Source organism: Kitasatospora sp. MAA4 (assembly GCF_029893355.1).
Taxonomy (GTDB): Bacteria; Actinomycetota; Actinomycetes; order Streptomycetales; family Streptomycetaceae; genus Kitasatospora.
The window spans coordinates 12,821-29,736 of the sequence record NZ_JARZAI010000038.1 but is presented as its reverse complement, the minus strand read 5'-3'; the positions used below and the strand labels follow the sequence as shown (position 1 = coordinate 29,736).

The following is a 16,916-nucleotide window of genomic DNA, read 5'->3' as shown; positions in this document are numbered from 1 at the left end:
GTGGAGATATGGGACACGGAGATTTGTCGCGGAGTGAGAACCGGCAGCTGGCCGTCGCATCGACCGCCCTCGGGTCGTGGCGGGTGGGCGCCGCGGTCGGCGCGGTGGTGGGCGCTGCGGCGCTCGGGGTCGACGTCCTGACCGGGAGCTGGTCGACCAGCATCCTGGCCGGGCCGGCCGGACTGGCACTGTTCTTCTTCTTCCTGGTCGGCACGGTGGGCGGCCAGCTGCGCAAGGACACCGGCGACCGACGGCTGCGCCGCTGGGCGGACGAGCACCCGTGGCACGCGGCGCTCCCCGCGGCCGGCGCGCTGCTGGTGCTGAACACGCTGGTGCTCAGCATGCTCGGGGACTGGGGTCTGATCGGCGCCTTCTTCACCTCGCTGCTGCCCGCCGGGGTGCTGCTGGTGATCGCCGGCGTGGTCGGCTCGGTCAAGTCCGCCCGGAAGTAAGCGGATATATGGGCAGGTGAGCGCAGGCGCAGCAGCCTCCCGGCGATCGAATCGTCCGTGCCGGTCTGCATACTGACGGCGTGCCGATAGCCGAAGACCCTGATTCCCCGACACCACCCTCCGAGCAGGAGCCGCAGCAGTGGCGCCCGCCGACCGAGATCCGGCGCGGGCGCTTCCAGCGCCGGGCCAAGCCGGTCGACCCCTGGGGCAACCCCGCCCGCCGGACGAAGCGGAACTGGCAGACGCCGGTCTTCGTCCTGCTGGCCGTCTCGGTCGTGCTCGCCGGGCTGAACGTCGATCGGCTGCACAGCTGGTACACGGCGAACGTCGGCGGCACCCCCGACAGCGGCGGGGCCGCCGGCGCCCCTATGAGCCCGAAGCCCATCACGACCCAGGCCCCCGAGACCGCCGCCCCCACCGCGGCGCCGTCCACCGAGGCCCCGGACAACCCGACCGTGGACCACCCGTGGGCCGGCTCCCCGGCCCTGGACTGGCCGGCCGGCGCGGACGCGATCGCGCTGCCGCCGGGCCAGGCCACCGGGACCTTCGGCGCGGACGAGGTCACCGCGAAGCTCCAGATGGTCAAGTCCTACCTGGTCGCGACCAACCTGGACCCCAAGGTGGTGGCCGGCGGGACCCCGCAGGCGGCGCTGGACATGATGGACCGTACCGAACACGACGATGCGCTGGCCGCGCTCGCGCACCCCTCCGCAGACCACGACCCGACCACCTGGTTCAGCCGGTTCAACCCCCGCACCGCCGTCCCGGCGAGTGACGTGGTCAAGGTCCAGGGCCACACCAGCTTCGAGAGCGACGGTGCCCACGGACTGCTGGTGCACACCGACTACACCTACGTCTACGCGCTGGTGCCGGGCCCCGAGGTGTACTTTCCGTCCAGCAGCCCCTCCCCCGGCAGCAGCGCCAAGGCCGTGGGCTGGCTGCAGCAGAACGGCAGCACCGACGTCACCCGCGAGATCGTCCGCCGCGAACAGGACTTCCGGTTCGCCGACCCGGCCCGCTACGACGTCGACCCCGCGAAGCTGTACCTCGACAAGGGCCAGAGCAGCATGGGCAACACCTACTGCGAGGTGGGCGACGGCTGGCTGGAGCCGATGTTCCCGCAGACCAACGCGGGTGGTGGCGACCCGAACACGCCGAGCGGGTCGCCGAGAGACCCGTACGACCACAGCCAGCCGCTGCCGAACGACGACAAGTGCGGTACTGACAGCCGCAGTTGATCAGCCCTTGCGCCGCTTGCCCGGCCGCCCCGAGCGGCCGGCCGAGCGGCGCTCGTGCTGGGCGGTGGCGCGCTCGTAGTGGGCCCGCCGGACCGCCTCGCCGGGGGCCTCGGTAAGGCTGCGCAGGAAGTACGCGGCGGCCGCGCCCACGCAGCCGATCATCCACACCGCGCCGAGCGACTTCTCCTCGGCCATCCAGCCGGTGAGCGCCTCGCGGCCCTCGGTGAGCTGCTTCCAGTTGCGCAGCGCGGCCAGGCACGAGCAGACCGCGATCGCGGCGATCAGCAGCCCGTTGACGAAGCCGCCGGCCTTGGACAGCTGCACCCCGCTGACCGCGAAGCGCAGCACCAACGCCCCCGCGAGCACCGTCACCAGCGCCCCGACCGGGACGACCGCGCGCCGCAGCCAGTAGTCCCGCCCCCGCTCCACCCAGCTGGTTCCGAAGAAGCGGATGGGTTCGGGGGCGGGGGCGCTGCGGTCGTCGGTCACGGGTCCGATTATGCCGCCGTCAGCCCAGCTTGCTGATGTCGCGCACCGCGCCCTTGTCGGCGGAGGTGGCCATCGCCGCGTACGCCCGCAGGGCCTGGCTGACCTGCCGCTCGCGGTTCTTGGGCCGGTAGCCGCCCTCGGCCTCCAGCTTCAGCCGGCGCTCGTGCAGCTCCTCGAAGGAGACCTCCAGGCTGACCGAGCGCCCGGGGATGTCGATCGCGATGATGTCCCCGTCCTCCACCAGCGCGATGGTGCCGCCGGAGGCCGCCTCGGGCGAGGCGTGGCCGATCGAGAGGCCGGAGGTGCCGCCGGAGAAGCGGCCGTCGGTGATCAGCGCGCAGGCCTTGCCCAGGCCCCGGCCCTTGAGGAACGAGGTCGGGTAGAGCATCTCCTGCATGCCCGGCCCGCCCTTGGGCCCCTCGTAGCGGATCACCACGACGTCGCCCTCCTTGATCCGCTTGGTCAGGATGGCGTCGACCGCGTCCTCCTGGGACTCCACGACCACGGCCGGCCCGCTGAACGTCCAGATCGACTCGTCGACGCCTGCCGTCTTCACGATGCAGCCGTCCTCGGCGAGGTTGCCGTACAGCACGGCCAGGCCGCCCTCGGTGGAGTAGGCGTGCTGGACGCTGCGGATGCAGCCGCCCGCGGCGTCGGTGTCCAGCGACTCCCACCGCTCGGACTGCGAGAACGCGGTGGCCGAGCGCACGCAGCCGGGGGCGGCGTGGAACATCTCGACGGCCTTGGGGGACGGCGAGCCGCCGCGGATGTCCCAGGTCTTCAGCCACTCGTCCAGCGAGTCGGAGTGCACCGTGTGCACGTCCTCGTTCAGCAGCCCGCCGCGGTAGAGCTCGCCGAGGATCGCCGGGATGCCGCCGGCCCGGTGCACGTCCTCCATGTAGTAGTTGCCGTTGGGCGCGACCTTGGAGAGGCAGGGCACCCGGCGCGAGATGGCGTCGATGGCCCGCATGTCGAAGTCCACCTCGGCCTCCTGCGCGGCGGCCAGCAGGTGCAGGATGGTGTTGGTGGAGCCGCCCATCGCGATGTCCAGCGCCATGGCGTTCTCGAACGCGGCGCGGGTGGCGATGTTGCGCGGCAGGACCGAGTAGTCGTCCTGGTGGTAGTGGCGCAGCGTGATGTCCACGATCGCCTTGCCGGCGTCCTCGTAGAGGGCCTTGCGGGCGGTGTGGGTGGCCAGGATCGAGCCGTTGCCGGGCAGCGCCAGGCCGATCGCCTCGGCCAGGCAGTTCATCGAGTTGGCGGTGAACATGCCCGAACAGGACCCGCAGGTCGGGCAGGCGTTCTCCTCGATGATCGCGATGTCCGCGTCGGAGACGTTCTCGTTGACGGCGTCGGAGATCGCGTTGACCAGGTCGAGCTTGCGGACCGTGCCGTCCACCAGGGTGGCCTTGCCGGCCTCCATCGGGCCGCCGGAGACGAAGACCACCGGGATGTTGAGGCGCAGCGCGGCCATGAGCATGCCGGGGGTGATCTTGTCGCAGTTGGAGATGCAGATCAGGGCGTCCGCGCAGTGCGCGTTGACCATGTACTCCACCGAGTCGGCGATCAGGTCGCGAGAGGGCAGCGAGTACAGCATGCCGCCGTGGCCCATCGCGATGCCGTCGTCCACCGCGATGGTGTTGAACTCGCGCGGGATGCCGCCGGCCGCCTTGATCGCCTCGGAGACGATCCGGCCGACCGGCTGGAGGTGGGTGTGCCCCGGGACGAACTCGGTGAAGGAGTTGGCGACCGCGATGATCGGCTTGCCGAAGTCCTCGCGTGCTACGCCGGCCGCCCGAAGAAGCGCCCGGGCGCCTGCCATGTTGCGTCCGTGGGTGACCGTACGGGACTTCAGCTCGGGCACTGGGCTCCACTCCTTCGGTGGCTCTGCGCGGCCGCAACGAAGTGGCCGCCGTAACAGTCGAGCCTACGCCCCGGTCCCGCCTGCCGGACGTCGCGTCCGGATGGCGGTCAGTGGGCGCTCAGTACTTGACGGCCACCGTCAGGTCCACCGAGTACGGCTCCAGCACCTGGCCGTCGGGGAACTCCGCCAGCAGCGCGGCCCGCTCGGCGGCCAGCACCGGGCCCTTGCGCTCCTCGTCCAGGACGGCGAAGTACGACTTGGAGCGCAGGTCGGTGATCACCTGGTCCACGGTGAGCCGGCGCTCCCAGCGCAGCTCGGTGCGGGCCACCTCGAACGGGTAGCGCGCCAGGGCGTCGGTGACCGCGTTCATGGCGCCGTAGTAGTGGTACGAGGGCAGCGCGGCGGAGAGCCGCTCCTCCTGCGCCCGCAGCCAGCGGACCGACCGGTCCTTGAGGTTCCAGATCAGCGCCAGCGCGCCGCCCGGGCGCAGCACCCGCAGCGCCTCGGGGATCGAGCGGGCCGGGTCGGTCCAGTGGAAGGCCTGCGCGTAGGTGATCAGGTCGGCGGTCGCGTCGTGGAACGGCAGCTCGTTGCCGTCGCCCTTGACCAGCGGGATCCCGGGGCTGACGGCGTGCAGGCGGGCGGCCATCCCGGCGCTCGGCTCGACGGCCGTCACCCGGGCGCCGCGCTCGTGCAGCAGGCGGGTGGCGATGCCGGTGCCGGCGCCGACGTCCAGCACATCGGCGCCCTTGAGCGGACGGCCCGTCAGGCGCTCGATCTCGTCGAACAGCTGCGCCGGGTAGGACGGCCGAGCGCGGTCGTACTCGGCGGCGACGGCGCCGAAACTCTCCGCGTGCGCCTGCAACTGGCTGTCCGTCACCGTCGACCTCCCGAAGTCATCGTGGTCCTGTCAGCGTACGCGCGTAGCGCTGGCCAGATGGAGTCGGGTGAAGGCCAGTGCCTCGGCCAGGTCCGCCTCCCGTTCGGCCGGTGAACCGGAGCGGCGGGTGTTGACCTCCAGCACCACATGGCCGCCGAAACCGGTCCTGGCCAGGCGCTCCAGCAGCTCGGCGCAGGGCTGGTTCCCGCGGCCCGGGATCAGGTGCTCGTCCTTGCCGGACCCGGAGCCGTCGGCTAGGTGGACGTGGGCGAGCCGCTCGCCCATCCGGTCGACCATCTCGAAGGCGTCGATCCGCGAGGTGGAGACGTGCGAGAGGTCGATGGTGAAGTGCCGGTACTCCTCGTCGGTGACGTCCCAGCCGGGGGCGTAGGCGAGCATCTCGCGGTCGCGGTAGCGCCAGGGGTACATGTTCTCGACGGCGAAGCGGACCTCCGTCTCCCCCGCCATCCGGTTGATCCCGCGGACGAACTCCCGGGCGTACTGGCGCTGCCAGCGGAACGGCGGGTGGACCACCACGGTGTCCGCGCCGAGCTTCTCGGCGGCGGCCCGGGCGCGCACCAGCTTGGTCCACGGGTCGGTGGTCCAGACCCGCTGGGTGATCAGCAGGCACGGCGCGTGCACGGCCAGGATCGGCAGCTGGTGCTTCTCGGAGAGCACCCGCAGGGCGTCCAGATCCTGGCTGACCGGGTCGTTCCAGACCATCACCTCGACGCCGTCGTAGCCGAGCTTGGCCGCGAGTTCGAAGGCGATCGCGGTGCTCTCGGGGTAGACCGAGGCGGTGGAGAGGGCGACCTTGGTGTCGGGGACGTGCAGCGCGGGGTGCCGGGGCAGCACCAGCCGGTCGGTGGTGCGCAGCAGCGGGGCGGGGCGCTCGGCGCCGGACGCCCTGCGGGCCGCGCGGCGGCGCACCGGCCGGGGCGGCCTGGGGGGCTTGGCCGCGCTCGCGCCGCCCATCCGCGCCGCGCGGCGCGGGCCGCGGGCGCGCTCCTCGCCGTCCGGCTCTTCGTCCTCCGGTCCGCCTGCTCGCACCACGGGGACAGCGTATGCGGCCCGCGCCCCCGGCGGAGGTACGGGCTAGCCGTTCTGCGCGGCCAGGGTGTCCAGGCGGCGCAGGATGATGCCCTCGCGCAGGGCCCAGGGGCAGATGTCCAGCTCGTCGAGGCCGAACAGGTCCATCGCCGCGTCGGCCACCAGCGCGCCGGCCAGCAGCTGCTTGGCCCGGCCCTCGGAGACGCCGGGGATCCGGGCCCGCTCGGCCACCGTCATGGCGGACAGCCGCGGCAGCCAGGCGGACAGGCCGGAGCGGGTCAGCCGTCTGGTCACCAGCAGGCCGGCCTCGGCCGGGGCCGCGCCGGTCATCCGGGCCAGCTGCTTGAAGGTCTTGGAGGTGGCCACCGCGTGGTCCGGCGGTCCGAGCCGGGCCACCTCGCCGACCACGCCCGCGATCTCGGCCCGGATGTGCCGGCGCAGGTCGCGCAGCCGCTCCGGGTCGGCGACCTCGTCCGGCAGCCAGGCGGCGGTCAGCCGGCCCGCGCCCAGCGGCAGCGAGATGGCCACGTCGGGCTGCTCGTCCAGGCCGCAGGCGATCTCCAGCGAGCCGCCGCCGATGTCCAGGTCCAGCAGCCGCCCGGAGGACCAGCCGAACCAGCGCCGGACGGCGAGGAAGGTGAGCCGGGCCTCCTCCTCGCCGGAGAGCACCTGCAACTCGATGCCGGTCTCGTCCTCCACCCGCTTGAGCACGGCCTCGCCGTTGGCCGCCTCGCGCACCGCGGAGGTGGCGAACGGCAGCAGGTCGACCACGCCCTTGTCCTCGGCCACCCGGATCGAGGAGGCGACCATGCCGATCAGCAGCTCGACGCCGGCCTCGCTGATCGCCCCCTGCGCGTCGAGCAGCTCGGCGAGCCGCAGCTCCGCCTTGTGCGAGTACGCGGGCAGCGGGGCAGCACCGGGGTGGGCGTCCACCACGAGGAAGTGGACGGTGTTGGAACCTACGTCGAGCACACCGAGTCGCATAAATCACCACGCTACGGCACCCGACCTGAGGAAAGCCCGTCTGTTCGATTGCCCGTCGAGCGGTAGCGGAGGAGGCTGTTCACCGAATGCCCCGTCCATCGCCTTGGGAGAAACCGGACATGACGATCCGTCACCGACTGCTCGGCAGCGGCGAGCACCAGGTCATCGTGCTGCACGACTGGTTCGGCACCACTGCCGGGTGGGGGCAGTTCCTCGACTACCTCGACCCCGAGGCCTTCAGTTACGCCTTCCTGGACTACCGCGGCTACGGCGACCGGGCCGACGTCCCCGGCGAGTACACGGTGGCCGAGATCGCCCAGGACGCGCTGGCGCTGGCCGACCAGCTCGGCTGGCAGACCTTCTCGCTGGTCGGCCACTCGATGGGTGGCAAGGCGGCGCAGCGGGTGCTGGCCGAGGCACCGCACCGGGTGCGCAAGCTGGTCGGGATCGCTCCGGTACCGGCCTCCGCGTTCCCGCTGGACGGCGATGCGTACGACCTGTTCCACGGCGCCGCGGACCGTCCCGCCAACCGCCGCGCGATCCTCGACCTGGCCACCGGGCAACGCGCCGGCGCCGTCTGGCTGGACCGGATGACGGCGCAGTCGCTGGCCCAGTCCCGTCCGGAGGCGTTCGCCGCCTACCTCACCGAGTGGACCACCCAGGATTTCGCCGCCAAGATCACCGGCAGCCCGCTGCCGGTGAAGGTGTTCGCGTGCGAGCACGACGCCGCGCTGACCGAGCAGGTGCTGCGCGCGACCTGGCTGCCGCACTACCCGCAGGCCGAGATCGAGGTGCTGCCGGCCAGCGGGCACTACCCGATGTACGAGGTCCCGGTCGCCTTCGCGGCGGCACTGGAGGCCTTCCTGCGGTGACAGGGCCTACCCTTGCCGGGTGGCAGCCATCGACATCCCCACCCCCAAGCTCAAGACCAAGACCAAGACCGAGAAGCCCGGCCCGGAGGTCCCGCTCGACTTCCCGCGCGCCTGGGTCGAGTTCGCCGACCCGGCCGACGAGGAGCAGGTCTTCCGCTGTGACCTGACCTGGCTGACCTCGCGCTGGACCTGCATCTTCGGCCGCGGCTGCCACGGCATCCGCCCGGGCCGCGGTGCCTCGGACGGCTGCTGCACGCTCGGCGCGCACTACTCGGACGAGGACGACGAGAAGCGCGTGATCGGCCACGCCGCCCGGCTCACCCCGCAGACCTGGCAGCTCTTCGGCGAGGGCACCGACGCCAAGGGCAAGCTCGTCGTGGACGGCGGCATCACGATGCTCGACGAGGACGGCGACCGGCAGACCCGCCGGGTCGACGGCGCCTGCATCTTCCTCAACCGCCCCGGCTTCGCCGGCGGCGAGGGCTGCGCGCTGCACACCCTGGCGCTGGCCGAGGGCAAGGAGCCGCTGGAGACCAAGCCGGACGTCTGCTGGCAGCTGCCGGTCCGCCGCACCTACGACTGGATCGACCGCCCGGACGACACCCGCTACCTCCAGGTCACCATCGGCGAGTACGACCGCCGCGGCTGGGGCCCGGGCGGCATCGACCTGCACTGGTGGTGCACCGGCAGCCCGGAGGCGCACGACGGCCCCGACCCGGTGTTCGTCAGCTACCGCCCGGAGCTGACCGAGCTGATGGGACCGAAGGGCTACGCCGTGCTGGCCGAGCTGTGCGAGCAGCGGATCGCCTCGAAGGGCGACCGCAAGCTCGCGCCGCACCCGGCCGACCCGAAGCCCAAGGCGAAGCCCAAGAAGAGCAAGTAGCCCTCGCTACTTGTCGATGTCGCCGACCACGAAGAACATCGACCCGAGGATGGCGACCATGTCGGCGACCAGGGTCCCGGGCAGCAGCTCGGTGAGCGCCTGGATGTTGTTGAAGGACGCCGAGCGGAGCTTGAGCCGCCACGGCGTCTTGTCGCCGCGCGAGACCAGGTAGTAGCCGTTGATCCCGAGCGGGTTCTCGGTCCAGGCGTAGGTCTCGCCCTCGGGGGCCTTGAGCACCTTGGGCAGCCGGAGGTTGACCGGGCCGGCCGGCAGGCCGGCCAGCCGGTCGAGGCAGGCGTCGGCCAGGTCGAGCGCGTTGACGGTCTGCTCCAGCAGGCACTCGAAGCGGGCCAGGCAGTCGCCCTCCTCGCGGGTGACCACGGTCAGCACGTCCTGGAGCTCCCCGTACGCGAGGTACGGCTCGTCCCGGCGCAGGTCGAAGTCGACGCCCGAGGCGCGCGCGATCGGGCCGCTGATGCCGTACGCCTTCACGTGCTCGGCCGAGAGCACGCCGACGCCGGCCGTCCGGGCCCGGAAGATCTCGTTGCCGAGCACCAGGTCCTCGAAGACCGGCAGCTGGGCGCGGACGGTTGCGACGGCGGTCCTGACCCGGCCGAGCCAGCCGTTCGGCAGGTCCTCCTTGAGGCCGCCGACCCGGTTGAACATGTAGTGCATCCGGCCGCCGCTGGCCTCCTCCAGCACCTGCTGGAGCTCCTCGCGGGAGGTGAAGGCGTGGAAGACGGGGGTGATCCCGCCCAGCTCCAGCGGGTAGGAGCCGAGGAACATCAGGTGGTTGAGCACCCGGTTGAGCTCGGCCAGCAGGGTTCGTACCCAGACCGCCCGCTCGGGGACCTCCATGCCGAGCATCCGCTCGACGGCCAGCACCACGCCCAGCTCGTTGGCGAAGGCGGAGAGCCAGTCGTGCCGGTTCGCCAGCATGATGATCTGCCGGTAGTCCCGCGCCTCGAAGAGTTTCTCCGCGCCGCGGTGCATGTAGCCGATCACCGGCTCGGCCGAGACGATGCGCTCGCCGTCCAGCACGAGTTTGAGCCGCAGCACGCCGTGCGTGGACGGATGCTGCGGGCCGATGTTCAGCACCATGTCGGTGGCGGTCTGCTCCGCCCCCGCACCGATGCCGACGGTGGTCTCCCTGATGCTCATGGGGTCAGAGTCTGCCATCCCGGCAGCCCTCGCAGGCTGGTCGGTATCGGAATCCGGACGGCCTGCACCAACCAGCCGAAGCCGCCGAGGCCTCCGGTGGCGGTCAGCTCGGCGGCCTCACCTGCGGCTCCGAGCGCGCGGAGGTACCCGGCGGGGTCGCTGGAGGCCTGTGCGAGCGGGGGCCGTGCGCCGTCCACACCGAGGGCGCGCAGTGCCTCGCGCTGCGTCGTCCACAGGGTGTGGACATCCTCGGCGCCGCGCACCGCCGCCGAGTCCAGGGCCACGTGGGCGGTGAGATCGCAGCTGCCGTCCGGCACCGGGCGGACCTCGCGACCGGCCCGGAATCCGGTCAGCGACCCGAAGATCGGCCGGTCCGACTTCTCGTGCGCGTAGTCCACCGCCACCGCGAGACCGCGCTCCAGCGTGCCCACCGCGGCGGCCCAGGCCGCGTCCCGCGGGCCGCCGAGCTCCACCCGCGGCGCGTCGGCCGGCCACCAGCGGGCCGCCCAGGCGGCGTCCTCGGCGCTGAGCGGCGGACCCGGGCGCTCCTCGCCCTCGGCCGACACCTCGACGTAGTGCAGCGACCCGTCCGGGCCGGGCTCGGCGATGTCCAGCGGCACATTGTCCAGCCACTCGTTGGCGAAGAGCAGCCCCACCGCGCCGCGCGGCGGCTCGGCCGTCCAGCGCACGCCGTCCGGCAGCCCGGCCGGCCGCGCGGCCAGCTCCACCCCGTACGCGCGCAGCCGCCCGGGCAGCAGATCCGCCAGCGCGGCCACCAGCTCGCCGCGGCCGGCCCCGACGTCGATCAGGGAGATCTCCTGCGGGTGGCCGAGCGCCTCGTCCACCTCCAGGAGCAGCCGGCCGACCGCCTGCGCGTACTGGCGCGAGGCGTGCACCGAGGTGCGGAAGTGCCCGGCCGGGCCCTCCGGCCTGCGGTAGAAACCGCCCTTGGACCCGTAGAGGGCCTCTTCCATGGCGGGCCGCCACCGCATCCAGCTCATGTCCGTGACGGTACCGGGCTCCGACCTGCGGACGAGAGGGGATCGCCCTCCCGACGGACGGGAAGTGGCGTTTCGACTGCCTAGGCTGGTCTGGTGCATCGACTCAACGCCTGGCTTCGCGGACACCCCCTGGTGGTCGATGGCGGCTGGGCGCTGCTCGTGCTCTGCTTCGCCGCGCTCTCCACCATCGGCGGCAGCGAGGGTTCGCCGCTGCCGTTCGCCGCCGTCTCGCTCGCCCTCGGCGGGCTCATGGTGGTGCGCCGCCGCTGGCCGGACGCGGCGGTGGCCGCCGCGCTGGTGATCGGGATCGTCCAGGTGCTGGCCAAGCTGCCGCCGGACGCCTCGTCCATCGCCTACCTGGTCTTCGTCTACACCGGCGCCGCCTTCGGCTCGGCCTGGGCGTCCCGGGTGGCGCTGGCGGGCGGCCTGCTGGCCGGGCCGCTCACCGTCCACGTCTTCCTCAGCGACAACACCTCCCCCGACCACCGCAAGCTGATCTGGGTCATCTTCCAGTCCGTGCTGCTCTCCACCCCGTTCATCCTGTGCTGGGCCTGGGGGCGGCTGACCCGGGTGCGCCGGGCCTACCTGGTGGAGCTGGAGGACCGGGCCGCCCGGCTGGAGCGCGAACGGGACGCCCAGGCCAAGGTGGCGGTGGCCGCCGAGCGGGCCCGGATCGCCCGCGAGCTGCACGACGTGGTGGCGCACAACGTCTCGGTCATGATCGTCCAGGCCGACGGCGCCGCCTACGTGCTCGACAACTCGCCGCAGCAGGCCAAGGAGGCGCTCGGCACGATCGCCTCCACCGGCCGCCAGGCGCTGGTGGAGATGCGCCGGCTGCTGGGCGTGCTGCGCACCGCGGACGCCACCGGCGAGTACGTGCCGCAGCCCAGTGTCGAGGAGCTGCCCGACCTGCTGGAACAGGTGCGCACGGCCGGGCTGCCGGTCGAGTTCAGCAGCACCGGCGAGCCCCGCGAGCTGCCGCGCGGCGTGGAGCTGACGGTCTACCGGATCGTCCAGGAGGCGCTCACCAACGTCCGCAAGCACGGCGGTCCCGGGGCCAGCGCCCGGGTCGCGGTGGACTTCGGCGACCGCGACCTCAACGTGCTGATCGAGGACGACGGGCGTGGCGCCACCGACGAGAAGCTCGCCCAGGGCGGCGCCGACGGCCTGGGGCATGGTCTGATCGGCATGCGCGAGCGGATCGGCATGGTCAGCGGCAGTCTGGACGCCGGCCCGCGCCCGGGCGGCGGGTTCCGGATCCGCGCCGTCCTCCCCCTGAAGACCGGCAAGTAGGAGAACCATGACCATCCGCGTGATGCTCGTCGACGACCAGGAACTGCTGCGCACGGGCTTCCGGATGGTGTTGCAGTCGCAGGGCGACATCGAGATCGCCGCCGAGGCGGGCGACGGCGCCCAGGCGCTGGAGGTGCTGCGGCAGACCGAGGTCGACGTGATCCTGATGGACGTCCGGATGCCGCGGCTGGACGGCGTCCAGGCCACCCGGCGGATCTGCCTGGCCCAGGACGGCAGCCCGCTGCACGACGCGCCGCGCGTGCTGATCCTCACCACCTTCGACCTGGACGAGTACGCCTTCGCCGCACTCAAGGCCGGGGCCAGCGGCTTCCTGCTCAAGGACGTGCCGCCGACCGAGCTGGTGGCCGCGATCCGCTCGGTCCACGCGGGGGACGCCGTGGTCGCCCCGACCACCACCCGCCGCATGATCGACCGCTTCGCCGAGGTGCTGCCGGTGGCGCGCGCCGCCGGCAGCCCGGCCGTCCTGGACCCGCTGACCGACCGCGAGCGCGAGGTCTTCCTGCTGGTCGTCCAGGGCCTGTCGAACAGCGAGGTGGCCGCCCAGCTGGCCCTCTCCGAGGCCACCGTGAAGACCCACGTCGGGCGCATCCTGGCCAAGCTGAACCTGCGCGACCGGGTGCAGGCCGTCGTGCTGGCCTACGAGGCCGGGCTGGTCCGGGCCGGAAGCTCCGACTGAGAGCCGTACCATGGTGCGGTACGTCTGGTACCCGTAGAGGACTGGAACGCAGCCGTGGACACGCCCGACCTGTTCGACCCCGCCGCCGGGGACCCGGCCGGCCGCCCGGCCCGACTCGCCGTCGGCGTGGTGGGCACGGGCCGGGTCGGCCCCGCCCTCGGCGCCGCCCTGCAACTGGCCGGCCACCGCGTGGTCGCCGCCTCCGGCGTGTCGACCACCTCCCGCCGGCGCGCCGAGGCCCTGCTGCCGGGCGTGCGGCTGGTGACGCCGCCGCAGGTGCTGGCCGCCGCCGACCTGGTGCTGCTGACCGTCCCCGACGACGCGCTGCCCGCCCTGGTGGCCGGGCTGGCCGCCACCGGCGCGATCCGCCCGGGCCAGATCCTGGTGCACACCTCCGGCGCGATGGGCGTGGCGGTGCTCGAACCCGCCACCCGGGCCGGCGCACTGCCGCTCGCGCTGCACCCCGCGATGACCTTCACCGGCACCTCGGTGGACGTGGCCCGGCTGGCCGGCTGCCCGTTCGGGGTGACCGCGCCGGACGAGCTGCGCCCGGTCGCCGAGGCGCTGGTGGTGGAGATGGGCGGTGAGCCGGAGTGGGTGCCCGAGGAGGTCCGCCCGCTCTACCACACGGCCCTCGCGCACGGCGCGAACCACCTGGTCACCCTGGTCGCCCAGGCGCTGGAACTGCTGCGGACGGCCGGCGTGGCCGAGCCCGGCCGACTGCTCGGCCCGCTGCTCGGCGCCGCGCTCGACAACAGCCTGCGCTCCGGCGACGCCGCGCTGACCGGCCCGGTCGCCCGCGGCGACGTGGGGACGGTGCGCCGCCACCTGGAGCAGCTCAGTACGGTGTCCCCGGACATCCCCGCCGCGTACCGGGCGATGGCCCGCGCCACCGCGCAGCGGGCCCTCGCGGGCGGGACGCTGAAGGAAGAGTCTGCGGCAGCGCTGCTGGACGTACTCAACGAGGAGAACCACTGATGGCACGACCGAAGCCGGCCGCCAAGGCGTCCAAGCCCCGCACGACCGCCCTGACCCACACCATCGCCGACTTCGAGCCCGCCTTCTGGCCGGACGAGCAGCCGGTGGACAACGCCGTGGTGATGACCATGGGCGCGCTGCACGAGGGTCACGCCGCGCTGATCCGGGCGGCCCGCAAGGAGGTCGGCGCGGACGGCCGGGTCGCGGTGACCGTCTTCGTCAACCCGCTGCAGTTCGCGGCCGGCGAGGACCTGGACCGCTACCCGCGCACGCTGGCCGCCGACGTCCGGCTGGCCGAGGAGGCCGGCGCCGACGTGGTCTTCGCCCCGCTGCCCGAGGAGGTCTACCCGAACGGCGAGCCGCAGGTGCGGATCTCCGCGGGCCCGATGGGCGAGCGCTTCGAGGGGACCACCCGTCCCGGCCACTTCGACGGCATGCTGACCGTGGTGGCCAAGCTGCTGCACATCACCGACCCGGACTTCGCCTTCTTCGGCGAGAAGGACGCCCAGCAGCTGGCGATCGTCCAGCGGATGGTGGCCGACCTGGACTTCGACGTGGAGGTGATCGGCGTCCCGACCGTCCGCGAGAGCGACGGCCTGGCGCTCTCCTCGCGCAACCGCTTCCTGTCCGAGGACGAGCGCGCACGGGCGCTGGCGCTCTCCGCCGCGCTGTTCGCCGGCCGGGACGTCGCCGCCCAGGGCCCGAAGGCCGTCCGCGCGGCCGCCGCGGCCGTGCTGGACGCCGCCGAGGGCATCACGCTCGACTACCTCGCCCTGATCGACCCGGACGAGTTCGTCGAGGCCCCGGACGACTTCCAGGGCGAGGCGGTGCTGGCCGTGGCCGCCAAGGTAGGGTCCACCCGCCTGATCGACAACGTTCGCATCATCGTCCGATAGACACGGCACCGCCGTAGTAGGCATGCACTCACCTCTGGAGGCGTGACCAATGCTTCGCACCATGCTCAAGTCCAAGATCCACCGTGCCACCGTCACCCAGGCCGACCTGCACTACGTCGGCTCGGTGACGGTGGACCAGGACCTGCTCGACGCCGCCGACCTGCTCCCCGGCGAGCTGGTCCACATCGTCGACATCAACAACGGCGCCCGGCTGGAGACCTACACGATCGCCGGCCCGCGCGGGACCGGCGTGATCGGGATCAACGGCGCCGCGGCCCGCCTGGTCCACCCGGGCGACCTGGTGATACTCATCGCCTACGGGCAGATGGACACCGCCGAGGCCAGGTCCTACCGGCCCAAGGTGGTCTTCGTGGACGCCGACAACAGGGTCACCGGGACCGGCGCGGACCCGGCCGAGGCCCTGCCGGGGACGGACACCCTCCGCGGCGACGCCGTCCACGCCTTCTAGAGATAGACCGGAGCAACACCATGCCAGTGACCCACCGCCTCACCGCCCCCGCCCCGGGCTGGACCGCCACCACCGACGTGGTCGTGGTCGGTTCCGGGGTGGCCGGGCTGACCGTCGCGCTGGGCGTCCGCAAGGCCGGTCTACGGGTGACGGTGGTCACCAAGGCGATGCTGGACGACGGCTCCACCCGCTGGGCCCAGGGCGGCATAGCCGCCGCCCTGGGCGAGGGCGACACGCCCGAGCAGCACCTGGCCGACACGCTGGTCGCGGGCGCCGGGCTCTGCGACGAGGAGGCCGTGCGCACCCTGGTCACCGAGGGCCCGGACGCCGTCCGGCACCTGATCGCCACCGGCGCCGCCTTCGACCAGGACACCGACGGCGAGATCCTGCTGACCCGCGAGGGCGGCCACCACCGGAACCGGATCGTGCACGCGGGCGGCGACGCGACGGGCGCCGAGATATCGCGCGCCCTGGTCTCCGCCGTGCGCAGCGACCCCGGCCTGGAGCTGATCGAGCACGCTCTCGTGCTCGACCTGCTCACCGACTCCGACGGCCACGCGGCCGGCCTGACCCTGCACGTGATGGGCGAGGGCCAGCGCGACGGCGTCGGCGCGATCCGGGCCCGCGCCGTGGTGCTGGCCACCGGCGGGATGGGCCAGGTCTTCTCGGCCACCACCAACCCGGCGGTCTCCACCGGCGACGGCGTGGCGCTCGCGCTGCGCGCCGGCGCCGAGGTGACCGACCTGGAGTTCGTCCAGTTCCACCCCACCGTGATGTGGCTGGGCCCAGAGGCCGAGGGCCAGCAGCCGCTGGTCTCCGAGGCCGTCCGCGGCGAGGGCGCGTACCTGGTGGACGGCGAGGGCACCCGCTTCATGCTCGGGCAGCACGAGCTGGCCGAGCTGGCGCCGCGCGACATCGTCGCCAAGGCGATCACCCAGCAGATGCTGGCGCAGGGCGCCGAGCACATGTACCTGGACGGGCGGCACTTCGGCGCCGCGATGTGGGAGGAGCGCTTCCCCACCATCCTGGCCTCCTGCCGCGCGCACGGCATCGACCCGATCACCGGGCTGATCCCGGTCGCGCCCGCCGCGCACTACGCCTCCGGCGGTGTCCGCACCGACCCGCACGGCCACACCACCGTCCCGGGCCTGTACGCCTGCGGCGAGGTGGCCTGCACGGGCGTGCACGGCGCCAACCGGCTGGCCTCCAACTCGCTGCTCGAAGGCCTGGTCTTCGCCGAGCGGATCGCCGCCGACCTGGTCGAGCGGCACGCGGCCGGCCGGCTGCCGGAGCGTTCGGTGGACGTCCCGGCCGCCCACGCCGCCCGGCCCGTCCCGCTGCCCTCGCCCGAGACCCGGGCCGAGATCCAGCGGCTGATGAGCTCCGGCGCGGGCGTGCTGCGCTCGGCCGCCAGCATGGCCGGCACCGCCGACGGGCTGGCCGCGCTGGGCCGGGCCGCCGCCGCGCGGGCCGCCGAGGAGAAGCCCGCCGACCCGCGGGTGGAGACCTGGGAGGCGGCCAACCTGCTGCTGGTCGCCCAGGCCCTGGTGGCCGCGGCCGCCGAGCGGGCCGAGACCCGCGGCTGCCACTGGCGCGAGGACTTCCCCGAGCGGGACGACGCCCACTGGCAGCGCCACCTGATCACCACCCTGGATGCCGTTTCCGGCGCCCCCGCAGTCGCACTCATCAGCACTTCCGAGGAGCAGTAA

17 protein-coding genes are annotated in these 16,916 nt (G+C 73.0%); 10 read left to right on the top strand and 7 right to left on the bottom strand.

The annotated features are described in order from the left end of the window. Window positions 1-8 precede the first annotated feature (8 nt). Both P3T37_RS33395 and P3T37_RS33390 read left to right on the top strand, forming a co-directional pair. Window positions 9-452: a hypothetical protein gene (locus tag P3T37_RS33395; protein WP_280727689.1), complete on the top strand. Its 444-nt coding sequence runs from the start codon at window positions 9-11 to the stop codon at window positions 450-452. An 80-nt stretch (window positions 453-532) separates the two neighbouring features. Beyond that, on the top strand, window positions 533-1,690 hold the full coding sequence (locus P3T37_RS33390; protein WP_280727688.1) for a hypothetical protein: 1,158 nt from the start codon (window positions 533-535) through the stop codon (window positions 1,688-1,690). Here the strand turns inward: P3T37_RS33390 and P3T37_RS33385 are convergent, their stop codons facing one another. From P3T37_RS33385 to P3T37_RS33365, 5 genes are all read right to left on the bottom strand, one after another. Continuing rightward, window positions 1,691-2,179 carry a hypothetical protein gene (locus P3T37_RS33385; RefSeq protein ID WP_280727687.1) on the bottom strand — a complete coding sequence of 163 codons (489 nt, stop codon included), beginning with the start codon at window positions 2,177-2,179 and terminating at the stop codon, window positions 1,691-1,693. A gap of 19 nt (window positions 2,180-2,198) precedes the next feature. Further along, window positions 2,199-4,043: a dihydroxy-acid dehydratase gene (gene ilvD / locus P3T37_RS33380; protein ID WP_280727686.1), complete on the bottom strand. Its 1,845-nt coding sequence runs from the start codon at window positions 4,041-4,043 to the stop codon at window positions 2,199-2,201. A 118-nt stretch (window positions 4,044-4,161) separates the two neighbouring features. Continuing rightward, window positions 4,162-4,923, bottom strand: a complete 762-nt coding sequence (locus P3T37_RS33375) for a class I SAM-dependent methyltransferase (RefSeq protein WP_280727685.1) — start codon at window positions 4,921-4,923, stop codon at window positions 4,162-4,164. 30 nt (window positions 4,924-4,953) lie between these two features. Continuing rightward, the gene (locus P3T37_RS33370) at window positions 4,954-5,757 is read right to left on the bottom strand and encodes a sugar phosphate isomerase/epimerase (RefSeq protein WP_280727727.1); all 804 of its coding nucleotides are present in this window, start codon (window positions 5,755-5,757) and stop codon (window positions 4,954-4,956) included. 261 nt (window positions 5,758-6,018) lie between these two features. After that, window positions 6,019-6,957, bottom strand: a complete 939-nt coding sequence (locus P3T37_RS33365) for a Ppx/GppA phosphatase family protein (protein ID WP_280727684.1) — start codon at window positions 6,955-6,957, stop codon at window positions 6,019-6,021. A gap of 119 nt (window positions 6,958-7,076) precedes the next feature. Here P3T37_RS33365 and P3T37_RS33360 point away from each other — a divergent pair, with 119 nt between their 5' ends. Both P3T37_RS33360 and P3T37_RS33355 read left to right on the top strand, forming a co-directional pair. After that, window positions 7,077-7,829 (top strand): alpha/beta hydrolase, encoded by a 753-nt coding sequence (locus P3T37_RS33360; protein ID WP_280727683.1) that lies wholly within the window; start codon window positions 7,077-7,079, stop codon window positions 7,827-7,829. A 34-nt stretch (window positions 7,830-7,863) separates the two neighbouring features. After that, entirely contained in the window at window positions 7,864-8,712 is an 849-nt protein-coding gene (locus P3T37_RS33355) for a hypothetical protein (protein ID WP_280727726.1), read from the top strand. A gap of 6 nt (window positions 8,713-8,718) precedes the next feature. Here the strand turns inward: P3T37_RS33355 and P3T37_RS33350 are convergent, their stop codons facing one another. Continuing rightward, a complete protein-coding gene (locus P3T37_RS33350) occupies window positions 8,719-9,867 on the bottom strand; it encodes an NADH-quinone oxidoreductase subunit D (protein WP_280727725.1) in 1,149 nt (382 codons plus the stop codon). A 2-nt stretch (window positions 9,868-9,869) separates the two neighbouring features. Next, window positions 9,870-10,874: an SAM-dependent methyltransferase gene (locus P3T37_RS33345; RefSeq protein WP_280727682.1), complete on the bottom strand. Its 1,005-nt coding sequence runs from the start codon at window positions 10,872-10,874 to the stop codon at window positions 9,870-9,872. Window positions 10,875-10,967: 93 nt separating this feature from the next. On the opposite strand from P3T37_RS33345, the gene P3T37_RS33340 reads away from it, so the two are divergent. The 6 genes from P3T37_RS33340 to P3T37_RS33315 all read left to right on the top strand — a co-directional run bounded on the left by P3T37_RS33340 (window position 10,968) and on the right by P3T37_RS33315 (window position 16,916). Further along, window positions 10,968-12,167, top strand: a complete 1,200-nt coding sequence (locus P3T37_RS33340; RefSeq protein ID WP_280727681.1) for a sensor histidine kinase — start codon at window positions 10,968-10,970, stop codon at window positions 12,165-12,167. A gap of 7 nt (window positions 12,168-12,174) precedes the next feature. Further along, complete coding sequence (locus tag P3T37_RS33335; protein ID WP_280727680.1) at window positions 12,175-12,864, top strand: response regulator transcription factor; 690 nt, start codon at window positions 12,175-12,177, stop codon at window positions 12,862-12,864. 69 nt (window positions 12,865-12,933) lie between these two features. Beyond that, on the top strand, window positions 12,934-13,842 hold the full coding sequence (locus P3T37_RS33330; protein WP_280727724.1) for a DUF2520 domain-containing protein: 909 nt from the start codon (window positions 12,934-12,936) through the stop codon (window positions 13,840-13,842). After that, a complete protein-coding gene (panC, locus tag P3T37_RS33325; RefSeq protein WP_280727679.1) occupies window positions 13,842-14,738 on the top strand; it encodes a pantoate--beta-alanine ligase in 897 nt (298 codons plus the stop codon). The genes P3T37_RS33330 and panC overlap by 1 nt, the downstream gene beginning before the upstream one ends. A 49-nt stretch (window positions 14,739-14,787) precedes the next feature. Next, complete coding sequence (gene panD, locus P3T37_RS33320; RefSeq protein WP_280727678.1) at window positions 14,788-15,207, top strand: aspartate 1-decarboxylase; 420 nt, start codon at window positions 14,788-14,790, stop codon at window positions 15,205-15,207. A 20-nt stretch (window positions 15,208-15,227) separates the two neighbouring features. After that, on the top strand, window positions 15,228-16,916 hold the full coding sequence (locus tag P3T37_RS33315) for an L-aspartate oxidase (protein ID WP_280727677.1): 1,689 nt from the start codon (window positions 15,228-15,230) through the stop codon (window positions 16,914-16,916).